The organism is Escherichia sp. E13S3 (assembly GCF_004212325.1).
In the GTDB taxonomy this organism is placed as follows: Bacteria; Pseudomonadota; Gammaproteobacteria; order Enterobacterales; family Enterobacteriaceae; genus Escherichia.
This window is the reverse complement of record NZ_RHJR01000021.1, coordinates 1-21630: the sequence shown is the minus strand read 5'-3', so window position 1 is coordinate 21630 and position 21630 is coordinate 1. Positions and strand designations below refer to the sequence as shown.

Below are 21630 nucleotides of genomic sequence, written 5' to 3'. Positions count from 1 at the left end.
TCAAGGCATTTACTTTATCATAATCTCCTTTTACTCATGCGATCCGTTAACGCCATGGATCGCAGGAGATCGTCGTTTCGATCACAGATTCATACTTCCCTTGTTGTGTTTTTTGCACGCCAATCGTACAAATTACGCATAAATTAGATCGTTCCAATTAATTTATAATCACTATTATGTTGTTTTACATTGATATTTTTAATTATTTTTATATCGAAATAAGGAAATTATTATGTGCTCTGTACGCACGATCACTGCATCGGAAGCTGCAGATTTGATTGCTGATGGCGCAGTTGTCACCGTCTCCTCCTCCAGTGGAATGGGGTGTCCGGATGCCGTGCTGGCAGCAATAGGTGAACGCTTTCAACGTGCCGGACATCCGCAAAACATCACCAGCATCCACCCTATCGCCGCAGGTGATATGTATGGCGTAAAAGGCATCGATCATCTGGCGCAATCGGGTTTACTGGCAAAAGTGATCGCTGGCTCCTACCCCTCCGGGCCATCATCAATGACGCCTCCGTTAATCTGGCAAATGATCAATGACAACGCGATCCCCGCCTGGAATCTGCCTTCCGGGATCTTATTTGATATGCACCGGGAAGCGGCGGCTCATCGTCCTGGCGTGCTGACACAAACAGGCATGGATACCTATGTGGATCCCCTGTTGCAGGGCGGCGCAATGAATGAAAAAGCGGCGCAACAATCTCTGGTTGAACGTGTTCGATTTGCTAACGACGACTGGCTGTTTTTCCCCAGCATCGTGCCCCAGGTAGCGATCATTCGCGCTACCACTGCCGATGAACGCGGCAACCTGACTTATGAACATGAAGGGGCTTATCTTGGGCCACTGGAACAGGCCACAGCTGTTCGCAATAACGGTGGCATCGTAATTGCGCAGGTAAAACGGCAGGTTGCCGCCGGAAGTCTGAAACCAAAAGAGGTGCGTATTCCGGGTGTACTGGTGGATTACATCGTGATTGCGCCGGAACAAACACAAACCACGCAAACACAATACGAACCTGCCATTTCCGGCGAAATCAGTCGTCCGCTGTCCGCCTTTCGTTATATGGAACATGGCCCGGCGCGGGTTATTGCCCAGCGAGTCGCGCAAGAACTACAAAGTGGAGATGCGGTAAATATTGGCTTTGGTATTTCTGCCAATGTACCGCGTATTTTACTGGAACAAGGTCGCCACGGTGATGTCACCTGGCTGCTGGAACAGGGCGCAATTGGCGGAGTTCCACTACTGGAATTTCAATTCGGCTGCGCCTCTAATGCAGAAGCATTTTTGCCCTCTCCCCAGCAGTTCACCTATTTCCAGGGCGGTGGCTTTGATCTCACTCTGATGTCATTTTTACAAATCGGCGCAGATGGCTCAGTAAACGTCTCGCATCTGCCTGCCCGTCCACATGTCACTGCCGGATGCGGTGGGTTTATTGATATCACTTCACATGCGAAGCGCATTATTTTCTCTGGCTTTTTCAATGCCGGTGCCCAACTGCAACTGGAAGAGGGTCAGCTGCGTATCATTAAAGAAGGCAAAGCCAAAAAACTGGTACAGGACGTCGCCCACGTGACGTTCTCCGGCAAACGCGCAATAAGACTCGGGCAACAAGTGCAGTACATCACTGAACGCTGCGTTCTGGAATTAACACCAGACGGGCTACTGGTCACAGAAATTGCCCCTGGTATTGATCCTGAACGCGACATTCTCGCCCAAAGCGATGCCCCACTCCGTCTGGCAGACGATCTCAAGCTAATGAATCCCCACTATTTTCAACAAGGACGTCACCATGAATAACGGCACTATTGACCTCCAGCGCAACGGTTTCATTGCCACTCTGGTGATTAATCGTCCGGCGAAACTCAACGCATTAACCCCGGAGATGCTTGAACAGCTGCTGACACATTGCCACACGCTGGAAACGGATTCGGAGATCCGCGTGGTTCTGCTGACCAGCGCCAGTGAAAAAGCGTTTTGTGTCGGTGCGGATATTCATCGCTGGACCTCTCTTTCTGCACTCGATATGTGGCGCAACTGGATCCGCCGCGGTCATCAGGCATTTGACGCTCTGGCACAACTGCCACAACCCGTAATCGCCCTGGTGCACGGACTGGCTTATGGCGGTGGTCTGGAACTGGCTGCTACCGCCGATATCCGTATTTGTAGCGCCGAGGCTCGGATGGCGCTACCAGAAACCGGACTGGCGACAGTGCCTGGCTGGTCAGGAACGCAGCGGCTGACGGCACTGCTTGGGCGCTCACTGGTGAAAGAACTGGTATTTACCGGCGAACCACTAGATGCACAGCGTGCGCTGTCCTGCGGGCTGGTGAATCGTGTTGTCGCCAGGGAAGCGTTACACGACGCAGGCCTGCAACTGGCACAACGTATCGCCCAACGTGCTCCGGTTGCTGTGCAGATCGCCAAGCAAGTTATCGATGCCGGAGAAGGTATTGCTGTGGCCTCGACGCTTGAAGCGCTTGCTGGCGCTTTTTCCGCCACTACTGAAGATGCTCGTGAAGGAAGTCAGGCATTCGCCGAGAAGCGTCAACCACAATTTCAGGCACGCTGAAAGCCTCTTACAAGGAAAGAAAGATAATGAATATGACAACCTCTGTTCCCCAAACGCCTTCTTTATTTCGGCGAATAATGACAAAACTCGCAGCCTTTGCACCCGGCATCTTTCTTATTGGCTACAGCATCGGGACAGGCAGTATCACCACTATGGCGAAAGCGGGTGCAAACTATGGCGTCTCGCTGATGTGGGCGGTGGCGCTTTCTTGTATCGTTACCTGGTTTTTAATCCGTATTTATGGTCGTTATGCTTCCGTCACAGGTGAACGCGCGTTGACTGCATTTCGTCGCCATATCCATCCTGGCGTTGCTATGTTGTTTCTGATCGGGTTAACCGTTGCCGTGAGTGGTTCCATTATGGGGGTAATGGGCATTCTGGCGGATGTAATGGCAACATGGTCCACGACCTGGTTTAGTGGCGGTATCTCAGCACTCGCCTGGGCTATCGCGATGGTCATTATGATTAACGTGATGCTCTGGACCAACAGCAACGCCGGGTTCGACAAAATCCTCTCCGCGCTGGTTGGCATTATGGGGCTGGCGTTTGTGATTAATTTTTTCATTATGATGCCGCCGGTCGCAGATCTGCTGGCCGGATTTATTCCGTCAGTTCCCGATCCTGTTGCTGGCGATAACAGTACGCCATTTCTGATAATTTCTGGCATGGTGGGAACCACCGTAGCGCCAGCAATGTTTCTTATGCGCACGACTCTGGTAAAAAGTAATGGTTGGGGTGTGGACAATCTGCCTCATCAAAATCGTGATGCCATTGTCAGTGCAGGAATGATGTTCATCATCAGTGCGGCGGTGATGGCTGCGGCTGCGGGTACGTTGTATCAAACTGGCACAGGTTTAAATAACGCCTCGCAAATGGTCATTATTCTCGAACCTATTGCTGGCTCGGCTGCCGTGGGACTATTTGTTATTGGTATTGTTGCTGCCGGGCTTTCCAGTCAGTTCCCGAATTTACTGTTAACGCCCTGGCTGCTGGCTGACTGGCGTGATACCAGCAACGAAGTTAGCCCAGGTTACCGTATCCTGATGACGGTTATGTCTCTGCTTTGTCTGGTTGTGCCGCTGTTCCACGCACGCCCGGTATTGGTGATGATTGCCAGCCAGGCCTTTAACGCCATTATTCTGCCGCTGACTGTTTTATGTATGTTCTGGCTGGCGAACAAGCCTTCGTTAATGGGCGAATATCGTTGCTCACGCTGGGAAAACGTCATGTTTGTTGCCATAAGCGCATTTACGCTAATCATGGGCTATATGGCAATGAGCGGCTTAATCGAAAGTCTGATGAAATAGGTGGGACGCAATGATTGACGAAACGCTAACGGCGCTCACTGATATCAAAATGCCCCATTACTCACCGCTGGCTCAAGCCAGCGGTAGTATCGACCTTAACGGCGCCATTTTACCTGAGTACCGCTGCAACACGCTGGTGCTAGGCAGTGGTGCTGCCGGATGGCGAGCTGCCGTCGAGCTGAAACGGCAAAATATCGATGTAATGGTAGCCTCCAGCAAAGCCTTCTGGGGCACTTCCGCCTGTTCTGGTTCTGATAAACAAACTCTCCACACCGCCAATACCCGTGCAAATGGTGACCATTTTCTGGCATTAAGTGACACTCTGGCGGCGGGCGGTTCGATGGATCATGACACTGCCTATGTTGAAGCCGTCGGCTCAGTGAACACCTGTGAAGTACTGAAATATCTGGGTCTGGATCTGCCAGAAGATCTCTTTGGCGCAACGTTGCGTTATCAAACCGATCACGATGAGTTCGGTCGCGCCACCAGTTGCGGCCCACGAACTTCTCGCCTGATGGTTAAAGTTCTGGCTCTGGAGGCAATGCGCCTTAATATTCCTCTGCGCGATCACACAACGGCGATTCGTATCCTGACTCGCGGTGAAGGAGAAAACAGACGAGTCGTAGGGGTGATCGCCATCGATAAAACCTGTCGGGATAATCCCTGGCGAATGGTAGTAATTCGCTGCCAACATCTGGTTTTAGCCACGGGCGGGCCAGGTGAACTTTATCGTGACAGTGTCTATCCGGTGAACTGTTTTAGTGCGTTGGGCATGGCGTTGGAAGCAGGTATAAGGCTGGTGAATCTTACGGAGAGTCAGTTTGGTATCGGTACACCGCGCAGCCAGTTTCCGTGGAATCTTTCCGGTACTTACATGCAAGCGATGCCGCGCATCTACTCGCAGGACCACTCCGGACGTCAGTATAATTTTCTGGCAGCTTATTACCCTACGACTCGTATGCTGGCCTCCGCGATATTTCGCAAAGGTTACCAGTGGCCGTTTCACGCGGAACGAATGCTGGAATATGGCTCCAGCCTACTGGATGTCGCGGTGTATGAGGAGACACAAAAAGGGCGCGATGTTTTTCTCGATTTTCTGCGGGAACCCGAACCCGCAGCGGACGGAACGCCATTCAACCTGCGAGAGCTGGATGATGATGTCATCGACTATCTGCAACAAAATCACGCCCTGCTGGCGCAACCGCTGGCGCGATTAACACAGATGAATCCTCTGGCTATTCGCTTGTATCAGATGCATGGTCATGATCTCACAGCCTCACCGCTAAAATTTACGCTAAATAATCAACATCTTAATGGCGGAATTGATGTTGATATTTGGGGGCGTACATCGCTAACTGGTTGTTATGCTGCCGGAGAAAATGCCGGAACACATGGTGTGACGCGTCCTGGTGGGTCGGCGCTCAATGCCGGGCAAGTTTTCGCCCGCCGCTGTGCATTGCATATTGCTCATCAGAAAAGTCAGGACCTCCCTCTCGAGAGGCAACAAATTCTCAGCACGATTAATGAGGCGCAACAGTTCCTGAATCAGGGGCTGCTGCGCGACGACGTGCGAGAAACGATACAAAATACCATGAGCCACCATGCCGCAATTTTGTGTCATACACAGGGGATCAACACTGCCACGCAAACCATAGCAACACTTTGTGAAGATATTCGCCGGGAAGGCATTCAAAGCGATGAAAACAGCCTCGCCCAATCTTTCCAGTGGCGGCAAAGTGCGCAACTGGCGCTGGCTGTACTGCGCTCTTTACAATGCTATATCGAAAACGGTGGCGGGAGTCGTGGTGCCAGGGCTGTCTATGATGGCGAAGCCGGTATCGCACCGCAAACACCAGGTGGGCCGCTCCTGACCTGGCGTTTTCGACCAGAAAATCAGGATGCCCGGCAATACATGATTTGTGTTTGTCTGGAAGCTAATGATTGCCATGCCTGGATTCGCTTGTGCCGTGAGCGGGGCGTATTAACGCTAACCAACTTTGAGCGCCAGTGGCAAAACTGGATTGCGGCGACGCTGTTTCAATACTGACCAGAGATATTCCGGGTTGTGACCACAGCCCGGAAAAAATCCCCGCGCGGCCCGGCGACTACTGTTAGGCTTAAAACAGATATGTCGCTCAGTAAAGGAGTTTAAATGGCAACACGCATCGAATTTCACAAGCACGGTGGCCCGGAAGTTCTGCAAGCCGTGGAGTTTACTCCTGTCGATCCGGCAGAGAATGAAATCCAGGTCGAAAATAAAGCCATTGGCATTAATTTTATCGACACGTATATCCGCAGCGGCCTTTATCCGCCGCCATCGCTACCCAGCGGATTAGGCACAGAAGCGGCTGGCATCGTGAGCAAAGTCGGCAGCGGCGTGAAGCATATTAAAGCGGGCGATCGCGTGGTTTATGCGCAATCAACGTTAGGGGCTTACAGTTCTGTGCATAACGTCAATGCCGATAAAGCCGCAATTCTTCCCGCGGCGATCTCTTTTGAGCAAGCCGCCGCATCATTCCTGAAAGGCTTAACGGTTTATTATCTGCTACGCAAAACGTATGAAATCAAACCTGACGAACAGTTCCTGTTCCATGCGGCTGCTGGCGGCGTTGGCTTAATTGCCTGTCAGTGGGCAAAAGCCTTAGGGGCAAAACTTATTGGCACCGTGGGAACGGCGCAAAAAGCGCAAAGCGCCTTAAAAGCCGGGGCATGGCAGGTCATTAACTATCGCGAAGAGAATCTGGTCGAGCGGTTAAAAGAGATCACCGACGGCAAGAAAGTGCGCGTAGTGTACGATTCCGTGGGCAGAGACACCTGGGAACGGTCGCTGGATTGCCTGCAACGTCGCGGCTTAATGGTCAGTTTTGGCAACTCATCAGGCGCAGTGACGGGTGTGAACTTAGGCATTCTCAATCAGAAAGGCTCGCTGTATGTGACACGCCCTTCCCTGCAAGGCTATATCACTACGCGTGATGAGTTAACCGAAGCCAGTAATGAACTGTTTTCTTTGATTGCCAGCGGGGTAATTAAAGTGGATGTCGCAGAACATCAGAAATACCCGCTGAAGGATGCGCGGCGTGCGCATGAGATTCTGGAAAGCCGGGCGACGCAGGGTTCCAGCTTACTGATTCCATAAAGAAATTGGGCTTCCACCTGGGAAGCCCTTTCTTTTATAGTTCGGCTGTATGTAGGGTACAGCTCGATGAATTTGTTTGACGCGCAATAGTGACAGATTTGATTATCAATTCCTATTTTGTTCTAAGGATAAAACCTGAGGTTGTGATCATCCGCACAATCCCTTAGTAACGCCAGCGGTCATAACGCTGATATTTCGGCACTTTTGGCGCTTTAATCGCCTTGATCACCCACACTACCGCAATCGCCAACAGCAGCCACGGCAGCAGCTTAATCATCAATGCCAGCATACCGCCGAGGAACATAATGGCCGTCGCCACAACCAGCGCAGCGATAATGCCCAGCAATGAAACGCCAGTGACCATCAACATGACAAAAAAGCCAATCACAAAAAGTAGTTCCAGCATGATGTTCTCCCAAAAATGAAATCTCTTGCTGGCTTTACAAGAATCATGCCAGAAATAACATATTGATTTATCAACAAAACGCCACGCGTCGAAGCGCAGGGCGTGGTGAATTTGACTACTTTGTGGTGAAAAATTAACGCTTATCAGCCACCAGTTTGAGCGCATGTTCCAACACGTTAATGTCAGCGCCCGCTTTATGGGCATTTTCACTTAAATACCGCCGCCACTGCCGCGCGCCAGGAATCCCCTGGAACAGGCCCAGCATATGCCGGGTGATATGGCCCAGATAAGTTCCCTGGCTGAGTTCACGCTCAATGTACGGGTACATGGCGCGCACCACTGCCACCGGGTCGGCATCGGTATCCGAGGAACCAAAAATCTCACGATCCACCGCCGCCAGAATGCCTGGGTTTTGATACGCTTCACGCCCGACCATCACGCCATCCATATGTTGCAGGTGTGCTTTAGCCTCTTCCAGTGACTTGATGCCGCCGTTAATTGACATAGCCAGATGCGGGAAATCACGCTTCAGTTGATAGACACGCGGGTAATCGAGCGGCGGGATCTCACGGTTTTCTTTCGGACTTAAACCAGAAAGCCAGGCTTTGCGCGCATGGATAATAAACATCTCGCATTCGCCTTTGCCGGAAACAGTGTCGATAAAATCACAGAGAAATTCATAGCTGTCCTGGTCGTCAATGCCAATACGCGTTTTCACCGTCACTGGAATCGACACGACGTCGCGCATCGCTTTTACGCAGTCAGCCACCAGTTGCGCATTCCCCATCAGACAAGCGCCAAACATGCCGTTCTGTACCCGGTCTGACGGGCAGCCGACATTCAGGTTGATCTCATCATATCCGCGCGCTTCTGCCAGCTTCGCACACTGCGCCAGCGCCGCCGGATCGCTACCGCCCAACTGTAACGCCACCGGATGCTCTTCTTCACTGTATGCCAGGTAATCACCTTTACCGTGAATAATCGCCCCTGTGGTCACCATTTCGGTATAGAGCAACGTATTACGGGAGAGCAGACGCAGGAAATAACGGCAGTGTCTGTCCGTCCAGTCGAGCATCGGAGCAATAGAGAAACGGTATGCGGGATAAGCGGTTTGTGATTCTGCTGACATGGCGATTTTTTAAGCATCTGGTGAATTGGGGGCGCTACTATAGCATAACGAATATGCGATCAGGCAATGTGGCAGCTTCGATGCCCGGTTGTCGGCGTTTAAGTGAGAATTATGGTAAAGTAAGGACATTCTTAACCCCACTTTCGAGGTGCACAATGGAAAAGACCACAACGCAGGAGTTATTGGCGCAGGCTGAAAAACTCTGCGCGCAGCGTAATGTGCGCCTGACACCGCAACGTCTCGAAGTGCTGCGCCTTATGAGCCTGCAAGAAGGGGCTATCAGCGCCTACGATCTACTTGATTTGCTGCGCGAAGCCGAGCCGCAAGCCAAGCCGCCGACGGTTTATCGCGCACTCGATTTTCTGCTTGAACAAGGTTTTGTGCATAAGGTTGAATCCACCAACAGCTATGTGCTCTGCCATCTGTTCGATCAGCCTACCCATACTTCAGCCATGTTTATTTGCGATCGCTGCGGCGCGGTGAAAGAAGAGTGTGCGGAAGGTGTGGAAGACATCATGCATACGCTGGCGGCAAAAATGGGTTTTGCCCTGCGGCATAATGTGATTGAAGCACATGGACTCTGTGCGGCATGTGTGGAAGTTGAAGCGTGTCGTCATCCTGAACAGTGCCATCATGACCACTCTCTTCAGGTGAAAAAGAAACCTCGCTAAGAGGGCGTACATCCTTGTACACGTCGGGCAGGAGGGATCAATTACCAACGGTAATCATGGCGTTTTTCCCAGCTATCAACCTCTTTTTCTGCCTGATCTTTCTGGTAACCGTAACGTTCCTGGATTTTACCCACTAACTGGTCACGCTTACCTTCAATGACCGTCATATCATCATCGGTCAGTTTGCCCCATTGCTCTTTCACTTTACCTTTGAACTGTTTCCAGTTACCGCCGACTTCGTCTTTATTCATATTCAAATCCTCATCGTTAGGTGGTGAATGAGTGTACGCTCACTTTTCTTCTGAACGTGGGATTAAGTGTAGTCAGGAATTTGGCTTAGGATTATTTATTCAGAACTTTTAACCGTCATGTTGCTGAAAACCAGGTTCCATTACGCCAGTGACGACGCCAGATAACCGCCAGTGAAAGCCCGCGCAGCGCCAGAAAGACGGTTAACGCCAGCCATAAACCTTGGTTACCCAACCACGGCAACGTCAGTAGCGTCAAAGCAAACCCTGCTGCTGCGACTGCCATACTATTGCGCATTTCGGCAGCGCGAGTTGCGCCAATAAACATACCGTCCAGCAGATAACACCAGACTCCCACCAGCGGTAAAATAACCTGCCAGATTAGGTAGCGATCGGCCAGATTCTGGATCTGGGTTAACGACGTTAGCAACGCGATGATATGTTCTCCCGCCAGCAAATAAATCACCGAAAACAACAATGCCACGATCCCCGACTGGCGGCACGCTGCGCGCCAGACATCCAGTAACTGGCTACCGTCGCGCGCACCATACGCCTGACCGGAGTGGGCTTCAACCGCGTAGGCAAAACCATCCAGCGCATAAGCGGTAAAGGTGAGTAGCGTCATCAGGACCGCGTTGACGGCGATAATATCGCTCCCCAGCCGCGCACCAAGAACCGTTATTGCGCCAAAACAGAGTTGTAGCAGCAGTGAGCGCAGCATAATGTCGCGGTTAAGCGCCAGCAAGCGACGGAAGTTTCCTCGCCAGGCTGTTTTCAGCATTTCGCCGGAGATACCACGTAGTTTGAGGATTTTACGCACCATAAGCAGACCAATCAGCAATGTTGCATATTCCGCAATAACCGTCGCCAGCGCCGCGCCCTGCACGTTCATATGCAGCCCCATCACCAGCCAGACATCCAGCACAATGTTGAGGATATTGCCAACCACTAACAAAATCACTGGCGCGCGGGCATATTGCACGCCGAGCAACCAGCCGAGCAGCACCAGATTCGCCAGCGACGCCGGTGCGCTTAACCAGCGGATTGAAAGAAAGCGCCGCGCCTGTTCCAGAACCGCTTCGCTACCACCAACAATATGCAGCGCCAGCTCGATAATCGGCGTACGCAGTAACGCAATCAACGCTCCGGCTCCCAGTGCCAACAGCAACGGCTGCACCAGCGCACGCGCCAATGCCTGAGGATTTTTGGCACCATAAGCCTGTGCAGTAAGCCCGGTAGTGCTCATACGCAAAAACAGCAACAGCATAAAGAGAAAACTTGTCGCCGTTGCGCCAACCGCCACGCCGCCCAGATAAACCGGACTATCAAGATGACCAATGACCGCCGTATCAACCAGTCCCAGCAAGGGAACGGTGATATTGGAGAAAATCATGGGTAAGGCGAGATGCCAGAGTGCTTTATCAGATGAAGTGAGGAATGCCATGCAGACAAGCCTGATGAAGAGAGATGAAAAACAAACCGCGATGCCAGGCGGCATCGCGGTATCAGAGATAGATTACAGCCAGTCGCCGTTGCGAATAACACCAACCGCCAGCCCTTCAATGCTGAAGCTCTGCTGACGAAGGTCAACGACAATGGGTTTAAACTCGCTATTTTCTGGCAGAAGTTCGACTTTATTACCCTGTTTTTTCAGACGCTTAACGGTAACTTCGTCATCTATACGCGCGACAACGACCTGACCATTACGCACATCCTGGGTTTTATGCACTGCCAGCAAGTCGCCGTCCATAATGCCGATATCTTTCATCGACATCCCACTGACGCGCAGCAGGAAATCGGCATTCGGTTTGAACAGGGAAGGATCGACCTGATAATGACCTTCAATATGCTGCTGCGCCAGAAGCGGTTCACCGGCAGCCACACGACCCACCAGCGGCAACCCTTCTTCCTCTTCCTGCAACAGACGAATCCCGCGCGATGCGCCGGAAACAATTTCAATAACGCCTTTGCGTGCCAGCGCCTTCAGATGTTCTTCTGCCGCATTTGGGGAACGGAACCCCAAACGCTGCGCGATTTCCGCACGCGTCGGCGGCATACCTGTCTGGCTGATGTGATCACGGATGAGATCAAACACCTCTTGTTGCCTGGCCGTTAACGCTTTCATTCCGCCCCCTGGGTGTATATACAGTTATGCTGTGAGTATATACAGCAAAAGGTGATTTTGGAACCATAAACTACACAATAAACCAGAGATTTATCGAATTCTGGAAGGGTTATCCAAAATGCGACCATAACAGAATGCACCAGGTTATCACGGCGACGATAATCGCAATCAGCACCGCGGCAGAGCCCATATCTTTCGCCCGCCCGGAAAGCTCATGGTATTCAGAGCCAATACGGTCAACCACCGCTTCGATGGCACTATTGAGAATTTCCACAATCATCACCAGCATGACAGAACTAATAAGCAATACTCGGGTTATTGCATCCACATCCAGCCAACAGGCAATAACCACTGCCAACAATACCGCGACACCTTCCTGACGGAATGCCGCTTCGTTGATCCATGCGGCACGTAAACCTTTCCAGGAATAGCCAGCAGCTTTGATAATTCGGGTGAATCCAGTGGTATTATTGGCCATCGAAAGAACCTTTTTACATTATGAGCGTCAATATCAGTGTACCGTTGAATCCGAAGATTACGGTTAGCGTAACGTCGCGCGAAACATGAGCGGATACCACAGAATTTCCCATGACTTTCTGCTATCCTTCCCGCGCATTTGCATTATTAACCAGAGGCTTTACATCGTTTATGTCCGGCTGGCCACGAATTTACTACAAATTACTGAATTTACCATTAAGCATCCTGGTAAAAAGCAAGTCTATTCCGGCAGATCCTGCCCCGGAACTGGGACTGGATACCTCTCGTCCAATTATGTACGTTTTACCGTACAACTCAAAAGCGGATTTGCTGACGTTGCGCGCCCAGTGCCTGGCGCACGACCTGCCTGACCCATTAGAGCCGCTGGAAATAGACGGCACGCTACTGCCGCGCTATGTGTTTATTCATGGCGGGCCGCGTGTTTTCACCTATTACACACCGAAAGAAGAGTCTATTAAGCTTTTCCACGACTATCTCGATCTGCACCGTAGCAACCCGAATCTGGATGTGCAAATGGTGCCAGTATCGGTGATGTTTGGTCGTGCGCCAGGGCGTGAAAAAGGTGAAGTTAACCCGCCACTGCGCATGCTCAACGGCGTACAGAAATTTTTCGCCGTGCTATGGCTCGGTCGCGACAGTTTTGTGCGCTTCTCTCCGTCAGTTTCGCTGCGCCGTATGGCGGATGAACACGGCACGGATAAAACTATCGCTCAGAAACTGGCACGCGTGGCGCGTATGCACTTTGCCCGCCAGCGTCTGGCTGCCGTGGGGCCACGCCTGCCAGCTCGTCAGGATCTGTTTAACAAGCTGCTCGCCTCCCGCGCCATTGCCAAAGCGGTAGAAGACGAAGCGCGGAGCAAAAAAATCTCCCATGAAAAAGCGCAGCAGAATGCTATTGCACTGATGGAAGAGATTGCGGCGAACTTCTCTTACGAGATGATCCGCCTGACTGACCGTATTCTGGGCTTCACCTGGAACCGACTTTATCAGGGCATCAACGTCCATAACGCCGAGCGCGTTCGCCAGTTGGCCCACGACGGTCATGAGCTGGTGTATGTTCCTTGCCACCGCAGCCACATGGACTACCTGCTGCTTTCTTACGTGCTGTATCACCAGGGGCTGGTGCCGCCGCATATCGCCGCCGGGATCAACCTGAATTTCTGGCCTGCCGGGCCGATTTTCCGCCGTCTGGGTGCGTTCTTTATTCGCCGCACGTTTAAAGGCAATAAGCTCTATTCTACGGTTTTCCGTGAGTATCTCGGCGAACTGTTCAGCCGTGGTTATTCCGTCGAGTACTTTGTGGAAGGCGGTCGTTCGCGTACAGGCCGTTTGCTGGACCCGAAAACCGGTACGCTGTCGATGACCATTCAGGCGATGCTGCGTGGCGGCACTCGTCCGATTACGCTGATTCCGATCTACATCGGTTATGAGCACGTCATGGAAGTGGGTACTTACGCCAAAGAACTCCGCGGCGCAACGAAAGAGAAAGAGAGCCTGCTGCAGATGCTGCGCGGTTTAAGCAAGCTGCGTAATCTCGGTCAGGGCTATGTCAACTTCGGTGAACCAATGCCGTTGATGACCTACCTTAACCAGCACGTGCCAGACTGGCGTGAATCTATCGACCCCATCGAAGCGGTGCGTCCGGCCTGGTTAACGCCGACGGTCAATAACATTGCTGCCGATCTGATGGTACGCATTAACAACGCAGGCGCGGCAAACGCCATGAACCTGTGCTGTACTGCGCTTCTGGCGTCACGTCAGCGCTCACTCACCCGCGAGCAGTTAACCGAGCAACTCAACTGCTATCTGGATTTGATGCGCAACGTGCCTTACTCCACGGACTCTACCGTTCCTTCAGCCAGCGCCAGCGAGCTTATCGATCACGCGCTGCAAATGAACAAGTTTGAAGTTGAGAAAGACACTATCGGCGACATCATCATTCTGCCGCGCGAGCAAGCGGTGCTGATGACCTACTATCGCAACAACATTGCGCATATGTTGGTGCTGCCTTCGCTGATGGCGGCAATTGTCACCCAGCATCGCCACATCTCCCGCGACGTTTTGATGGAGCACGTCAATGTGCTTTACCCAATGCTGAAAGCGGAGCTGTTCCTGCGCTGGGATCGCGACGAGTTGCCGGACGTTATTGATGCGCTGGCAAATGAGATGCAACGTCAGGGGCTGATTACACTGCAAAATGACGAGCTGCATATCAATCCGGCACATTCCCGCACGCTTCAGCTGCTGGCCGCAGGCGCGCGCGAAACGCTGCAACGTTATGCCATCACTTTCTGGCTGCTGAGCGCCAACCCGTCGATCAACCGCGGTACGCTGGAGAAAGAGAGCCGCACCGTGGCGCAACGTCTCTCCGTGCTTCACGGCATCAACGCACCGGAATTCTTCGACAAGGCGGTATTCAGTTCCCTGGTACTGACGCTGCGTGATGAAGGGTATATCAGCGACAGCGGCGACGCCGAACCGGCAGAGACGATGAAGGTCTATCAGTTGCTGGCGGAGTTGATTACGTCCGATGTGCGCTTAACGATTGAGAGTGCGACGCAAGGCGAAGGGTAACTGATGAGAGTTGCCAGATGTATCCGGCCTACCATGACTTGCAAATTCAATAAATTGCGATGTGTTATGTAGGCCTGATAAGCGCAGCGCATCAGGCAGCTTTTCCCAGAAAAAAAGCCGGATGACCATCCGGCTTTTTTACATCATCAGAAATGCCAGTAACTCATTGCCAGCCCTAAAAACAGCACCAGGCCAACATAGTTATTATTCATAAATGCTTTAAAGCAGGCTTCGCGCTCGCGGTTAGCAATCAGTTTTTGTTGATATACAAACAGCGCGCCAGCCACCAGAATTGACCAGTAATATCCCCAGCCTAAGCCATTTAACTCACCGATGATTGCCATCAGCGCCAGCACGCCAATCTGCAAAATACCGATAATCAATTTATCGTATTGGCCGAACAAGATAGCGGTGGACTTAATGCCAATCTTCACGTCATCGTCACGGTCGACCATCGCATATTGCGTGTCGTAAGCCACCGCCCACAGAATATTGGCAAGGAACATCAGCCAGCAGCTTAACGGCACCGATTCACTCACAGCGGCAAAAGCCATTGGAATCGACCAACCAAACGCCGCACCCAGCACCACTTGCGGTAAATGGGTATACCGCTTCATAAACGGGTACACCCACGCCAACGCCAGTCCGGCAATCGACAACAGAATGGTCATCGTGTTCAGTGTCAATACCAGTAAGAACGAAATCAGCACCAGCACCACAAATAGCGTTCGCGCCTCTTTCTCCGTAACCGCACCACTGGGAAGCGGTCGGTTTGCTGTGCGCTTCACATGGCCATCAAATTTACGATCAGCATAGTCATTCACCACGCACCCGGCGGCGCGCATCAGCCAGACGCCAGCGACGAACACCGCCAGAATCCAGAGTTGGGGAACACCTGGGGTCGCCACCCACAGCGCCCACAACGTTGGCCAGAGCAGCAGTAACGCGCCTATTGGCTTATCCGTACGCATTAAGCGATGAAACGCCAGCAGCTTATTCTGCGTCAGACTCCACTCCATATTTTTTTCCTCTTAGTACAACGGTGACGCCGGTAAAAACAGTTCAGTCAGCAACAGCGGCTTACCGCTTAATCGCAGGCGGGAACGGCGCCCCCAAAGTCCGGCATCACGGCCTATCTCAATAAAGTCCCGGGTTAATGTCGATGATGTGAACAGATAGCGTCCTAGCGGCGTTTTACCCAATTTTTGTAACGCCAGCTCAGGGCCACTTAATGTTGATACAGGAACGACGGTACGCCCGGCAAGCCAGGGTTCCCCGTCGGCACATAGCAAAATTTCACGTAACCAGTAACGGGATTCTTTCGGCAGCAGCGGTAATTCTTCGGGGATTTCATTCTGTTCGACAAATCCTTCGCGGATCATCGTCACGCTCACCGTTTTTCCCTGCTGTTCAAAACGTTTAGTCATGGAATCTTCCAGCAACAACCAGTCGAGCAGTTGCGGTTCCAGCGCAGGGATCTCTGCAAAATAGCGCAGCGCACGCAGTTGCGTTAACGCGGGGTGTGACATGCCGAACTCTCCGTTACATAACGTAAAGGCATTGTATCGCAGAAAAGCGATAACGGGAGATGTAAAGCATATTAAGTGATCTAATACGCAACAAAAACGCAACAATCACTGGGGGGAGAAAAAAAGGTGCGCCAGAAGACGCACCAGTTGTTGCAAAATCAGCACTGTGGGGCGTAATTACCCCTTGCCTTTTACACTGCTGATAAAGGTGGAACGGGCAGATGTCGATCCCAGACGTTCAGCTTCATCAAGCAGTTTTAACGCCTTATCAACATCACCTTTCGCGACAGCGTTTTTGATCGCGGTATTAAAATAACTTTCCGTGTCGTTGAGCATCGGTTCGCTTTTCTTCACCGGTGCCGGAGCAGGTGCAGCCACGGCTGGTGCCGCCGTGTTGCCTACCGTAACCGGAGCTGGGGCGGAAGAACCAAATAACGGTCCCACCAGCACACTGGAGCTGGAGTTCGTTTTCACTTTCAGTTTCAGCAGGCCATCAGTGGTATGACGAGCTACCGGGTCTGGAATATCAGGGATCGAGTTACCGACGCCTTTGGCATAGGCTTTTGCCGGGTCGAGTAGTTGCGTCGTCTGCTGGAGATCTTTTTCCGTGGTAAAGATCAGAACATACAGTTTTTGCTGCCCCAACGCTGGTGTCAGGCGCATCACTCCTTCCAGACGATCTGCGCTCATGACGCCTGGTTCCTGGTAGGTGAAATAACTGCTGGGGAAGAAGGCTGATGGGGTCATGCTCTGATCAAGAATCAGCACATTTGGCGCAAATACACTGGTTTGTTTGTTCACTTCGCTGGTCAGCGTAAGGGTCAGTTCGCCAATGTTTGCCGGAACGCTGTATGCCGCAACCGGACCACTGATACCAGGAACGTTCAACCGTTGGCCGCCAGTCGCTAACTGGGTAGTCTGAGTTTTGGATTGATCGACGGGTGTCCAGGTTAATTGTTGTAGCGCGGCAGATGGAATAGCTGGGGCGTCACTGGTGTTTTGCGGTACGTAGTTGACGTCGGCGAGGCTAATTCCAGGCGCGCTCGCCAGCAACCCTGCTGATAAACAGAGGGCGATGAGACTTTTATTCATTTTCATTGTTTTCACCTCAAAATCTGGAGTTCAGCGGTAGCCAGGCAATAGCGCGCTAAACCGATAATCAGAGGGGCTTGCGCCCCTTATAGATAATGACAACGTGTTTTTATGCCGGATGCGGCGTAAACACCTTATCCGGCATACACATTGCTATTACCACCAGATTTCCATCTGGGCGCCGAAGGTCCACTCGTCGCTATCACCGCGACCGAAGCTACCACCTTCGAAGCTCGCCGGAACGGCTTTACCGTAGTTCGGGTTGGAAGAGGAACTACCGTTGTAGTCATAGCCCCATTTCTCATCCCACTTGGCGTAGGTTGCGAAGACACGAATAGCCGGGCGTGACCAGATGCTGTCGCCAGCCTGCCATTGTTGTGCGAGGGTAATTTTGTACTGATTGTTCTTGTCGCCAGTGCGCTGGGATTCGACGTTGTCGTAGCCGATCTCCATCAAAGTGCTCATGATTGGCGTCCACTTGTACATCGGGCGAATACCGACGGTCCACCACTTGGTGCCGTTATCGTTATCCCAGTTGATATCCTGATACATACCCACGTACATCATGTCCCAGTTGTCACCCATCGAGATCGCACCGTGATCAAGAATACGCAGCATGTGACCGTTGTTGTTGATGTTGTAGGCAAAGTGTTCGTTATCAAACGCGACGCCAGAGCCCTGCGACAGACCTTTACCCTGCGAGGTCATCGAGTCAGTTGCGTACTGAACAACAAACTTGTTGAAGCCCTTCAGGATGCTCTGAGTATGTTCAGCAGTGAATAACCAACCGTCTTTCGATGCGCCATCAACCAGACGATAGTTATCACGAAGGTTAGCGCGACCGTAGTCGACACCCAGTTCTAACGTACCGCCTGGGTTGATTTCCATCTGCGCTAAACGCACGTCGAAGACATCGTTCGCAGTTTCGTTGGTGTAGTCATAGATATTGTTGCTGGCGAACGAGGAAGAACCACCTGCTTCAGAAGAGCGGGTTGCAGCCAGAGAGAGCTTACCGAAGCCAACATCGATGTTTTCCAGACCGGCACCAGGACCAGAAATATCCCAGTAGTAGAAGTCGATCATATGAACGTCATGACGTTGATAGAAACGCTTACCCGCCCAGATGGTGGAACCAGGCAGCCATTCAATCAGGTTTTTACCCTGCACGTTCGCTTCACGGAAGGCCGGATCAGTGGCTTCCCAGTCATTCTGTTGCGCGACGGAATAGGCCACGTTAGTGTCGAAATAGAAGCTCTTATCGCCCTCTTTCCACACTTCCTGACCCAATTTTAATTCAGCATAAGTTTCACATTCGTTGCCAAGACGGTATTTACTTTGAGCACCAGTGGTCTGGAAACACTGTTGTTCACCGCCACTCCCTGTCCAGCCGATACCGGAACGAGCGTAACCGTGGAAATCCACAGCCATTGCCTGAGCAGACATTACGCCCGCTGCGACGGCAACCGCCAGAGGAAGTTTGCGCAGAGTAATCATCATTCTATCTCCTGAGTCATTGCTTTTCTTTTTTCACATCACCTGTCACAGGTTTTGTGTCTTTTGTAGGGTGCTTAAACGCCCGGCTCCTGATGCAGTCGACGACATGCAGTGCCATCCTCACGGAACAGATGGCAACGCTCTGGCGGCAGGCCGATAGCGAATGTGGCACCTTCTTCTACCAACACCACGTCAGACTGGCGGTACACCAGGTTTTGACGAATGGAAGGGATCTGGATATGAATTTGGGTTTCGTTGCCGAGTTGCTCGACGACCTGAACTTCACCTTCAAGGATGACGTCGGCGATATCACTTGGCAGTAGATGTTCCGGGCGAATGCCCAGTGACATGTTGGCTCCGACCTGAACGTTGTGGCTTTCAACCGGAAGCCAGACTTGCTGGAGGTTTGGCATCGGCAGCTCAACCTGAACTTGATCGATTGCAACGGCGGTCACTTTTACCGGCAAGAAGTTCATTTTCGGCGAACCAATAAAACCAGCGACAAAGCGGTCCGCCGGATAGTGATACAGTTCGAGGGGTTTCCCGACCTGCGCCACGCGCCCGGCATCCAGCACCACGATTTTATCGGCCAGCGTCATCGCCTCGACCTGATCGTGGGTGACGTAAATCATCGTGCGGCCCAGACGTTTATGCAGGCGGGAGATTTCGATACGCATCTGCACACGCAGCGCAGCGTCAAGGTTGGAGAGCGGTTCATCAAGTAAAAACACGCTTGGCTCTGCCACCAGCGTTCGACCAATCGCCACTCGCTGACGCTGCCCGCCGGAGAGTGCCTTCGGTTTGCGATCAAGCAAGTGCGCCAGTTGCAGTACTTCCGCCACCTGGTTAACGCGCTGGTTGATCACCTTTTTCTTCGCGCCCGCCAGTTTCAGGCCAAAGGACATGTTTTCTGCCACTGACAGATGGGGATAGAGCGCATAGGACTGGAACACCATTCCGACGCCGCGTTCTGCTGGCGGGGTATCGTTCATTCGTTTCTCACCGATGAACAGGTCGCCGCTGGTGATCGTCTCAAGACCGGCAATCATGCGCAGTAACGTTGATTTACCGCAGCCAGATGGCCCGACAAACACCACGAACTCACCTTCGTGGATCTCGAGGTTGATATCTTTCGATACCACCACATCCCCCCAGGCCTTCGTTACATTTTGCAGCTGTACGCTCGCCATGCCCTTCTCCCTTCGTTACAACCTGTCATCGACAGCAACATTCATGATGCGGTGACTATGCTTGATCGACAGATAGCTTAAATCCTCCACCCCCAGGCTTTTTTATGGGGGAGGAGGCGGGAGGATGAGAAGGTGGTGTCTGCGTACTAATCCGAAGGAAAGTAAGGAAATTCGTGATGTTGCTTGCAAAAAACATGGCGATTTTGTGTGCGCCCTCCCGCAATACTGCCGTTTCTGCGACATGGATCACACAAAACGAAGGTGGGGCGTAGGGGCAAGGAGGATGGAAAGAGGTTGCCGTATAAAGAAACTAGAGTCCGTTTAGGCGTTTTCACAAGCACTTCACCAACAAGGACCAGAGATTATGAAAATAAAAACAGGTGCACGCATCCTCGCATTATCTGTTTTAACGACGATGATGTTTTCCGCCTCGGCTCTCGCCAAAATAGAAGAAGGTAAGCTGGTAATCTGGATCAACGGCGATAAAGGCTACAACGGCCTCGCTGAAGTCGGTAAAAAATTCGAGAAAGATACCGGAATTAAAGTCACCGTTGAGCACCCGGATAAACTGGAAGAGAAATTCCCCCAGGTTGCGGCAACTGGCGATGGTCCGGACATCATCTTCTGGGCGCACGACCGCTTTGGCGGCTATGCCCAGTCTGGTCTGTTAGCTGAAATCTCTCCGGACAAAGCGCTCCAGGACAAGATTTATCCGTTCACCTGGGATGCCGTGCGTTTTAACGGCAAACTCATTGCTTACCCGGTTGCAGTTGAAGCGTTATCGCTGATTTATAACAAAGATCTGTTGCCGAACCCGCCAAAAACCTGGGAAGAGATCCCGGCGCTGGATAAAGAACTAAAAGCGAAAGGTAAGAGCGCGCTGATGTTCAACCTGCAAGAACCGTACTTTACCTGGCCGCTGATTGCTGCCGACGGTGGTTATGCGTTCAAGTATGAAAACGACAAATACAACGTGAAAGACGTTGGCGTGGATAACGCTGGCGCGAAAGCGGGTCTGACCTTCCTGGTTGATCTGATTAAAAACAAACACATGAATGCGGATACTGACTACTCCATTGCAGAGGCAGCCTTTAACAAAGGTGAAACTGCGATGACCATTAATGGTCCGTGGGCATGGTCTAACATCGACACCAGCAAAGTGAACTACGGTGTGACGATGCTGCCAACCTTCAAGGGACAACCGTCCAAACCGTTCGTTGGCGTGCTGAGCGCAGGCATTAACGCGGCCAGTCCGAACAAAGAGCTGGCGAAAGAGTTCCTCGAAAACTACCTGCTGACCGACGAAGGTCTGGAAGCGGTGAATAAAGACAAACCGCTGGGTGCCGTGGCGCTGAAGTCTTACCAGGATCAGCTGGCGAAAGATCAACGCATCGCCGCCACCATGGATAACGCCAAGAACGGTGAAATCATGCCGAACATCCCGCAGATGTCCGCCTTCTGGTATGCCGTGCGTACCGCAGTAATCAACGCAGCCAGTGGTCGTCAGACCGTTGATGCCGCGCTGAAAGATGCACAGGGTCGTATCACTAAGTAATGCTTGAAATGCCGGATGCGGCGTGAACGCCTTATCCGGCCTACGAAAATAAAACGTATGTAGGCCTGATAAGACGCACCAGCGTCGCATCAGGCAGTTG

At 52.0% G+C, this 21630-nt stretch carries 19 protein-coding genes; 8 read left to right on the top strand and 11 right to left on the bottom strand.

Going from position 1 to position 21630, the window contains the following annotated elements; all coding sequences use genetic code 11:
- The first annotated feature begins 232 nt into the window (after nt 1-232).
- The 5 genes from D9597_RS20345 (at nt 233) to D9597_RS20325 (ending at nt 7019) form a co-directional block, all read left to right on the top strand.
- The gene (locus tag D9597_RS20345; protein ID WP_130218571.1) at nt 233-1804 is read left to right on the top strand and encodes a malonate decarboxylase subunit alpha; all 1572 of its coding nucleotides are present in this window, start codon (nt 233-235) and stop codon (nt 1802-1804) included.
- On the top strand, nt 1797-2576 hold the full coding sequence (locus D9597_RS20340) for an enoyl-CoA hydratase/isomerase family protein (RefSeq protein WP_130224286.1): 780 nt from the start codon (nt 1797-1799) through the stop codon (nt 2574-2576). The genes D9597_RS20345 and D9597_RS20340 overlap by 8 nt, the downstream gene beginning before the upstream one ends.
- Before the next feature lie 77 nt (nt 2577-2653).
- The gene (locus tag D9597_RS20335; RefSeq protein WP_165383160.1) at nt 2654-3883 is read left to right on the top strand and encodes an Nramp family divalent metal transporter; all 1230 of its coding nucleotides are present in this window, start codon (nt 2654-2656) and stop codon (nt 3881-3883) included.
- A gap of 10 nt (nt 3884-3893) precedes the next feature.
- The gene (locus D9597_RS20330) at nt 3894-5930 is read left to right on the top strand and encodes an FAD-binding protein (RefSeq protein WP_130224284.1); all 2037 of its coding nucleotides are present in this window, start codon (nt 3894-3896) and stop codon (nt 5928-5930) included.
- Nucleotides 5931-6035: 105 nt separating this feature from the next.
- Nucleotides 6036-7019, top strand: coding sequence for a quinone oxidoreductase (locus D9597_RS20325; RefSeq protein WP_130224282.1), 984 nt, complete (start codon nt 6036-6038; stop codon nt 7017-7019).
- 163 nt (nt 7020-7182) lie between these two features.
- On the opposite strand, the gene pspG is transcribed toward D9597_RS20325, so the two are convergent.
- Both pspG and dusA read right to left on the bottom strand, forming a co-directional pair.
- Nucleotides 7183-7425 (bottom strand): envelope stress response protein PspG, encoded by a 243-nt coding sequence (pspG, locus tag D9597_RS20320; protein ID WP_000891404.1) that lies wholly within the window; start codon nt 7423-7425, stop codon nt 7183-7185.
- Nucleotides 7426-7558: 133 nt separating this feature from the next.
- The gene (dusA, locus tag D9597_RS20315) at nt 7559-8554 is read right to left on the bottom strand and encodes a tRNA dihydrouridine(20/20a) synthase DusA (protein ID WP_130224280.1); all 996 of its coding nucleotides are present in this window, start codon (nt 8552-8554) and stop codon (nt 7559-7561) included.
- A 155-nt stretch (nt 8555-8709) separates the two neighbouring features.
- Between dusA and zur the strand changes: the two genes are divergently transcribed.
- Nucleotides 8710-9225, top strand: a complete 516-nt coding sequence (zur, locus tag D9597_RS20310) for a zinc uptake transcriptional repressor Zur (RefSeq protein ID WP_064525566.1) — start codon at nt 8710-8712, stop codon at nt 9223-9225.
- Nucleotides 9226-9266: 41 nt separating this feature from the next.
- Here zur and D9597_RS20305 read toward each other — a convergent pair whose 3' ends face one another.
- From D9597_RS20305 to dgkA, 4 genes are all read right to left on the bottom strand, one after another.
- Nucleotides 9267-9476, bottom strand: coding sequence for a CsbD family protein (locus D9597_RS20305; RefSeq protein WP_001030602.1), 210 nt, complete (start codon nt 9474-9476; stop codon nt 9267-9269).
- 115 nt (nt 9477-9591) lie between these two features.
- A complete protein-coding gene (dinF, locus tag D9597_RS20300) occupies nt 9592-10917 on the bottom strand; it encodes an MATE family efflux transporter DinF (RefSeq protein WP_130224278.1) in 1326 nt (441 codons plus the stop codon).
- 72 nt (nt 10918-10989) lie between these two features.
- Entirely contained in the window at nt 10990-11598 is a 609-nt protein-coding gene (lexA, locus tag D9597_RS20295) for a transcriptional repressor LexA (protein WP_064525560.1), read from the bottom strand.
- 109 nt (nt 11599-11707) lie between these two features.
- Nucleotides 11708-12076, bottom strand: a complete 369-nt coding sequence (gene dgkA, locus D9597_RS20290) for a diacylglycerol kinase (RefSeq protein ID WP_000002907.1) — start codon at nt 12074-12076, stop codon at nt 11708-11710.
- Nucleotides 12077-12246: 170 nt separating this feature from the next.
- On the opposite strand from dgkA, the gene plsB reads away from it, so the two are divergent.
- Nucleotides 12247-14670, top strand: coding sequence for a glycerol-3-phosphate 1-O-acyltransferase PlsB (gene plsB / locus D9597_RS20285; RefSeq protein ID WP_130218630.1), 2424 nt, complete (start codon nt 12247-12249; stop codon nt 14668-14670).
- Nucleotides 14671-14816: 146 nt separating this feature from the next.
- Here the strand turns inward: plsB and ubiA are convergent, their stop codons facing one another.
- From ubiA to malK, 5 genes are all read right to left on the bottom strand, one after another.
- On the bottom strand, nt 14817-15689 hold the full coding sequence (gene ubiA, locus D9597_RS20280) for a 4-hydroxybenzoate octaprenyltransferase (protein ID WP_130224276.1): 873 nt from the start codon (nt 15687-15689) through the stop codon (nt 14817-14819).
- A gap of 12 nt (nt 15690-15701) precedes the next feature.
- A complete protein-coding gene (gene ubiC, locus D9597_RS20275) occupies nt 15702-16199 on the bottom strand; it encodes a chorismate lyase (RefSeq protein ID WP_000019214.1) in 498 nt (165 codons plus the stop codon).
- A gap of 177 nt (nt 16200-16376) precedes the next feature.
- Complete coding sequence (gene malM, locus D9597_RS20270; protein ID WP_130224274.1) at nt 16377-17297, bottom strand: maltose operon protein MalM; 921 nt, start codon at nt 17295-17297, stop codon at nt 16377-16379.
- A 150-nt stretch (nt 17298-17447) separates the two neighbouring features.
- Nucleotides 17448-18788, bottom strand: coding sequence for a maltoporin LamB (gene lamB / locus D9597_RS20265; protein ID WP_130205783.1), 1341 nt, complete (start codon nt 18786-18788; stop codon nt 17448-17450).
- A 71-nt stretch (nt 18789-18859) separates the two neighbouring features.
- On the bottom strand, nt 18860-19975 hold the full coding sequence (malK, locus tag D9597_RS20260) for a maltose/maltodextrin ABC transporter ATP-binding protein MalK (protein ID WP_130224272.1): 1116 nt from the start codon (nt 19973-19975) through the stop codon (nt 18860-18862).
- A 364-nt stretch (nt 19976-20339) separates the two neighbouring features.
- Here malK and malE point away from each other — a divergent pair, with 364 nt between their 5' ends.
- On the top strand, nt 20340-21530 hold the full coding sequence (gene malE, locus D9597_RS20255) for a maltose/maltodextrin ABC transporter substrate-binding protein MalE (protein WP_130205779.1): 1191 nt from the start codon (nt 20340-20342) through the stop codon (nt 21528-21530).
- Nucleotides 21531-21630 lie beyond the last annotated feature (100 nt).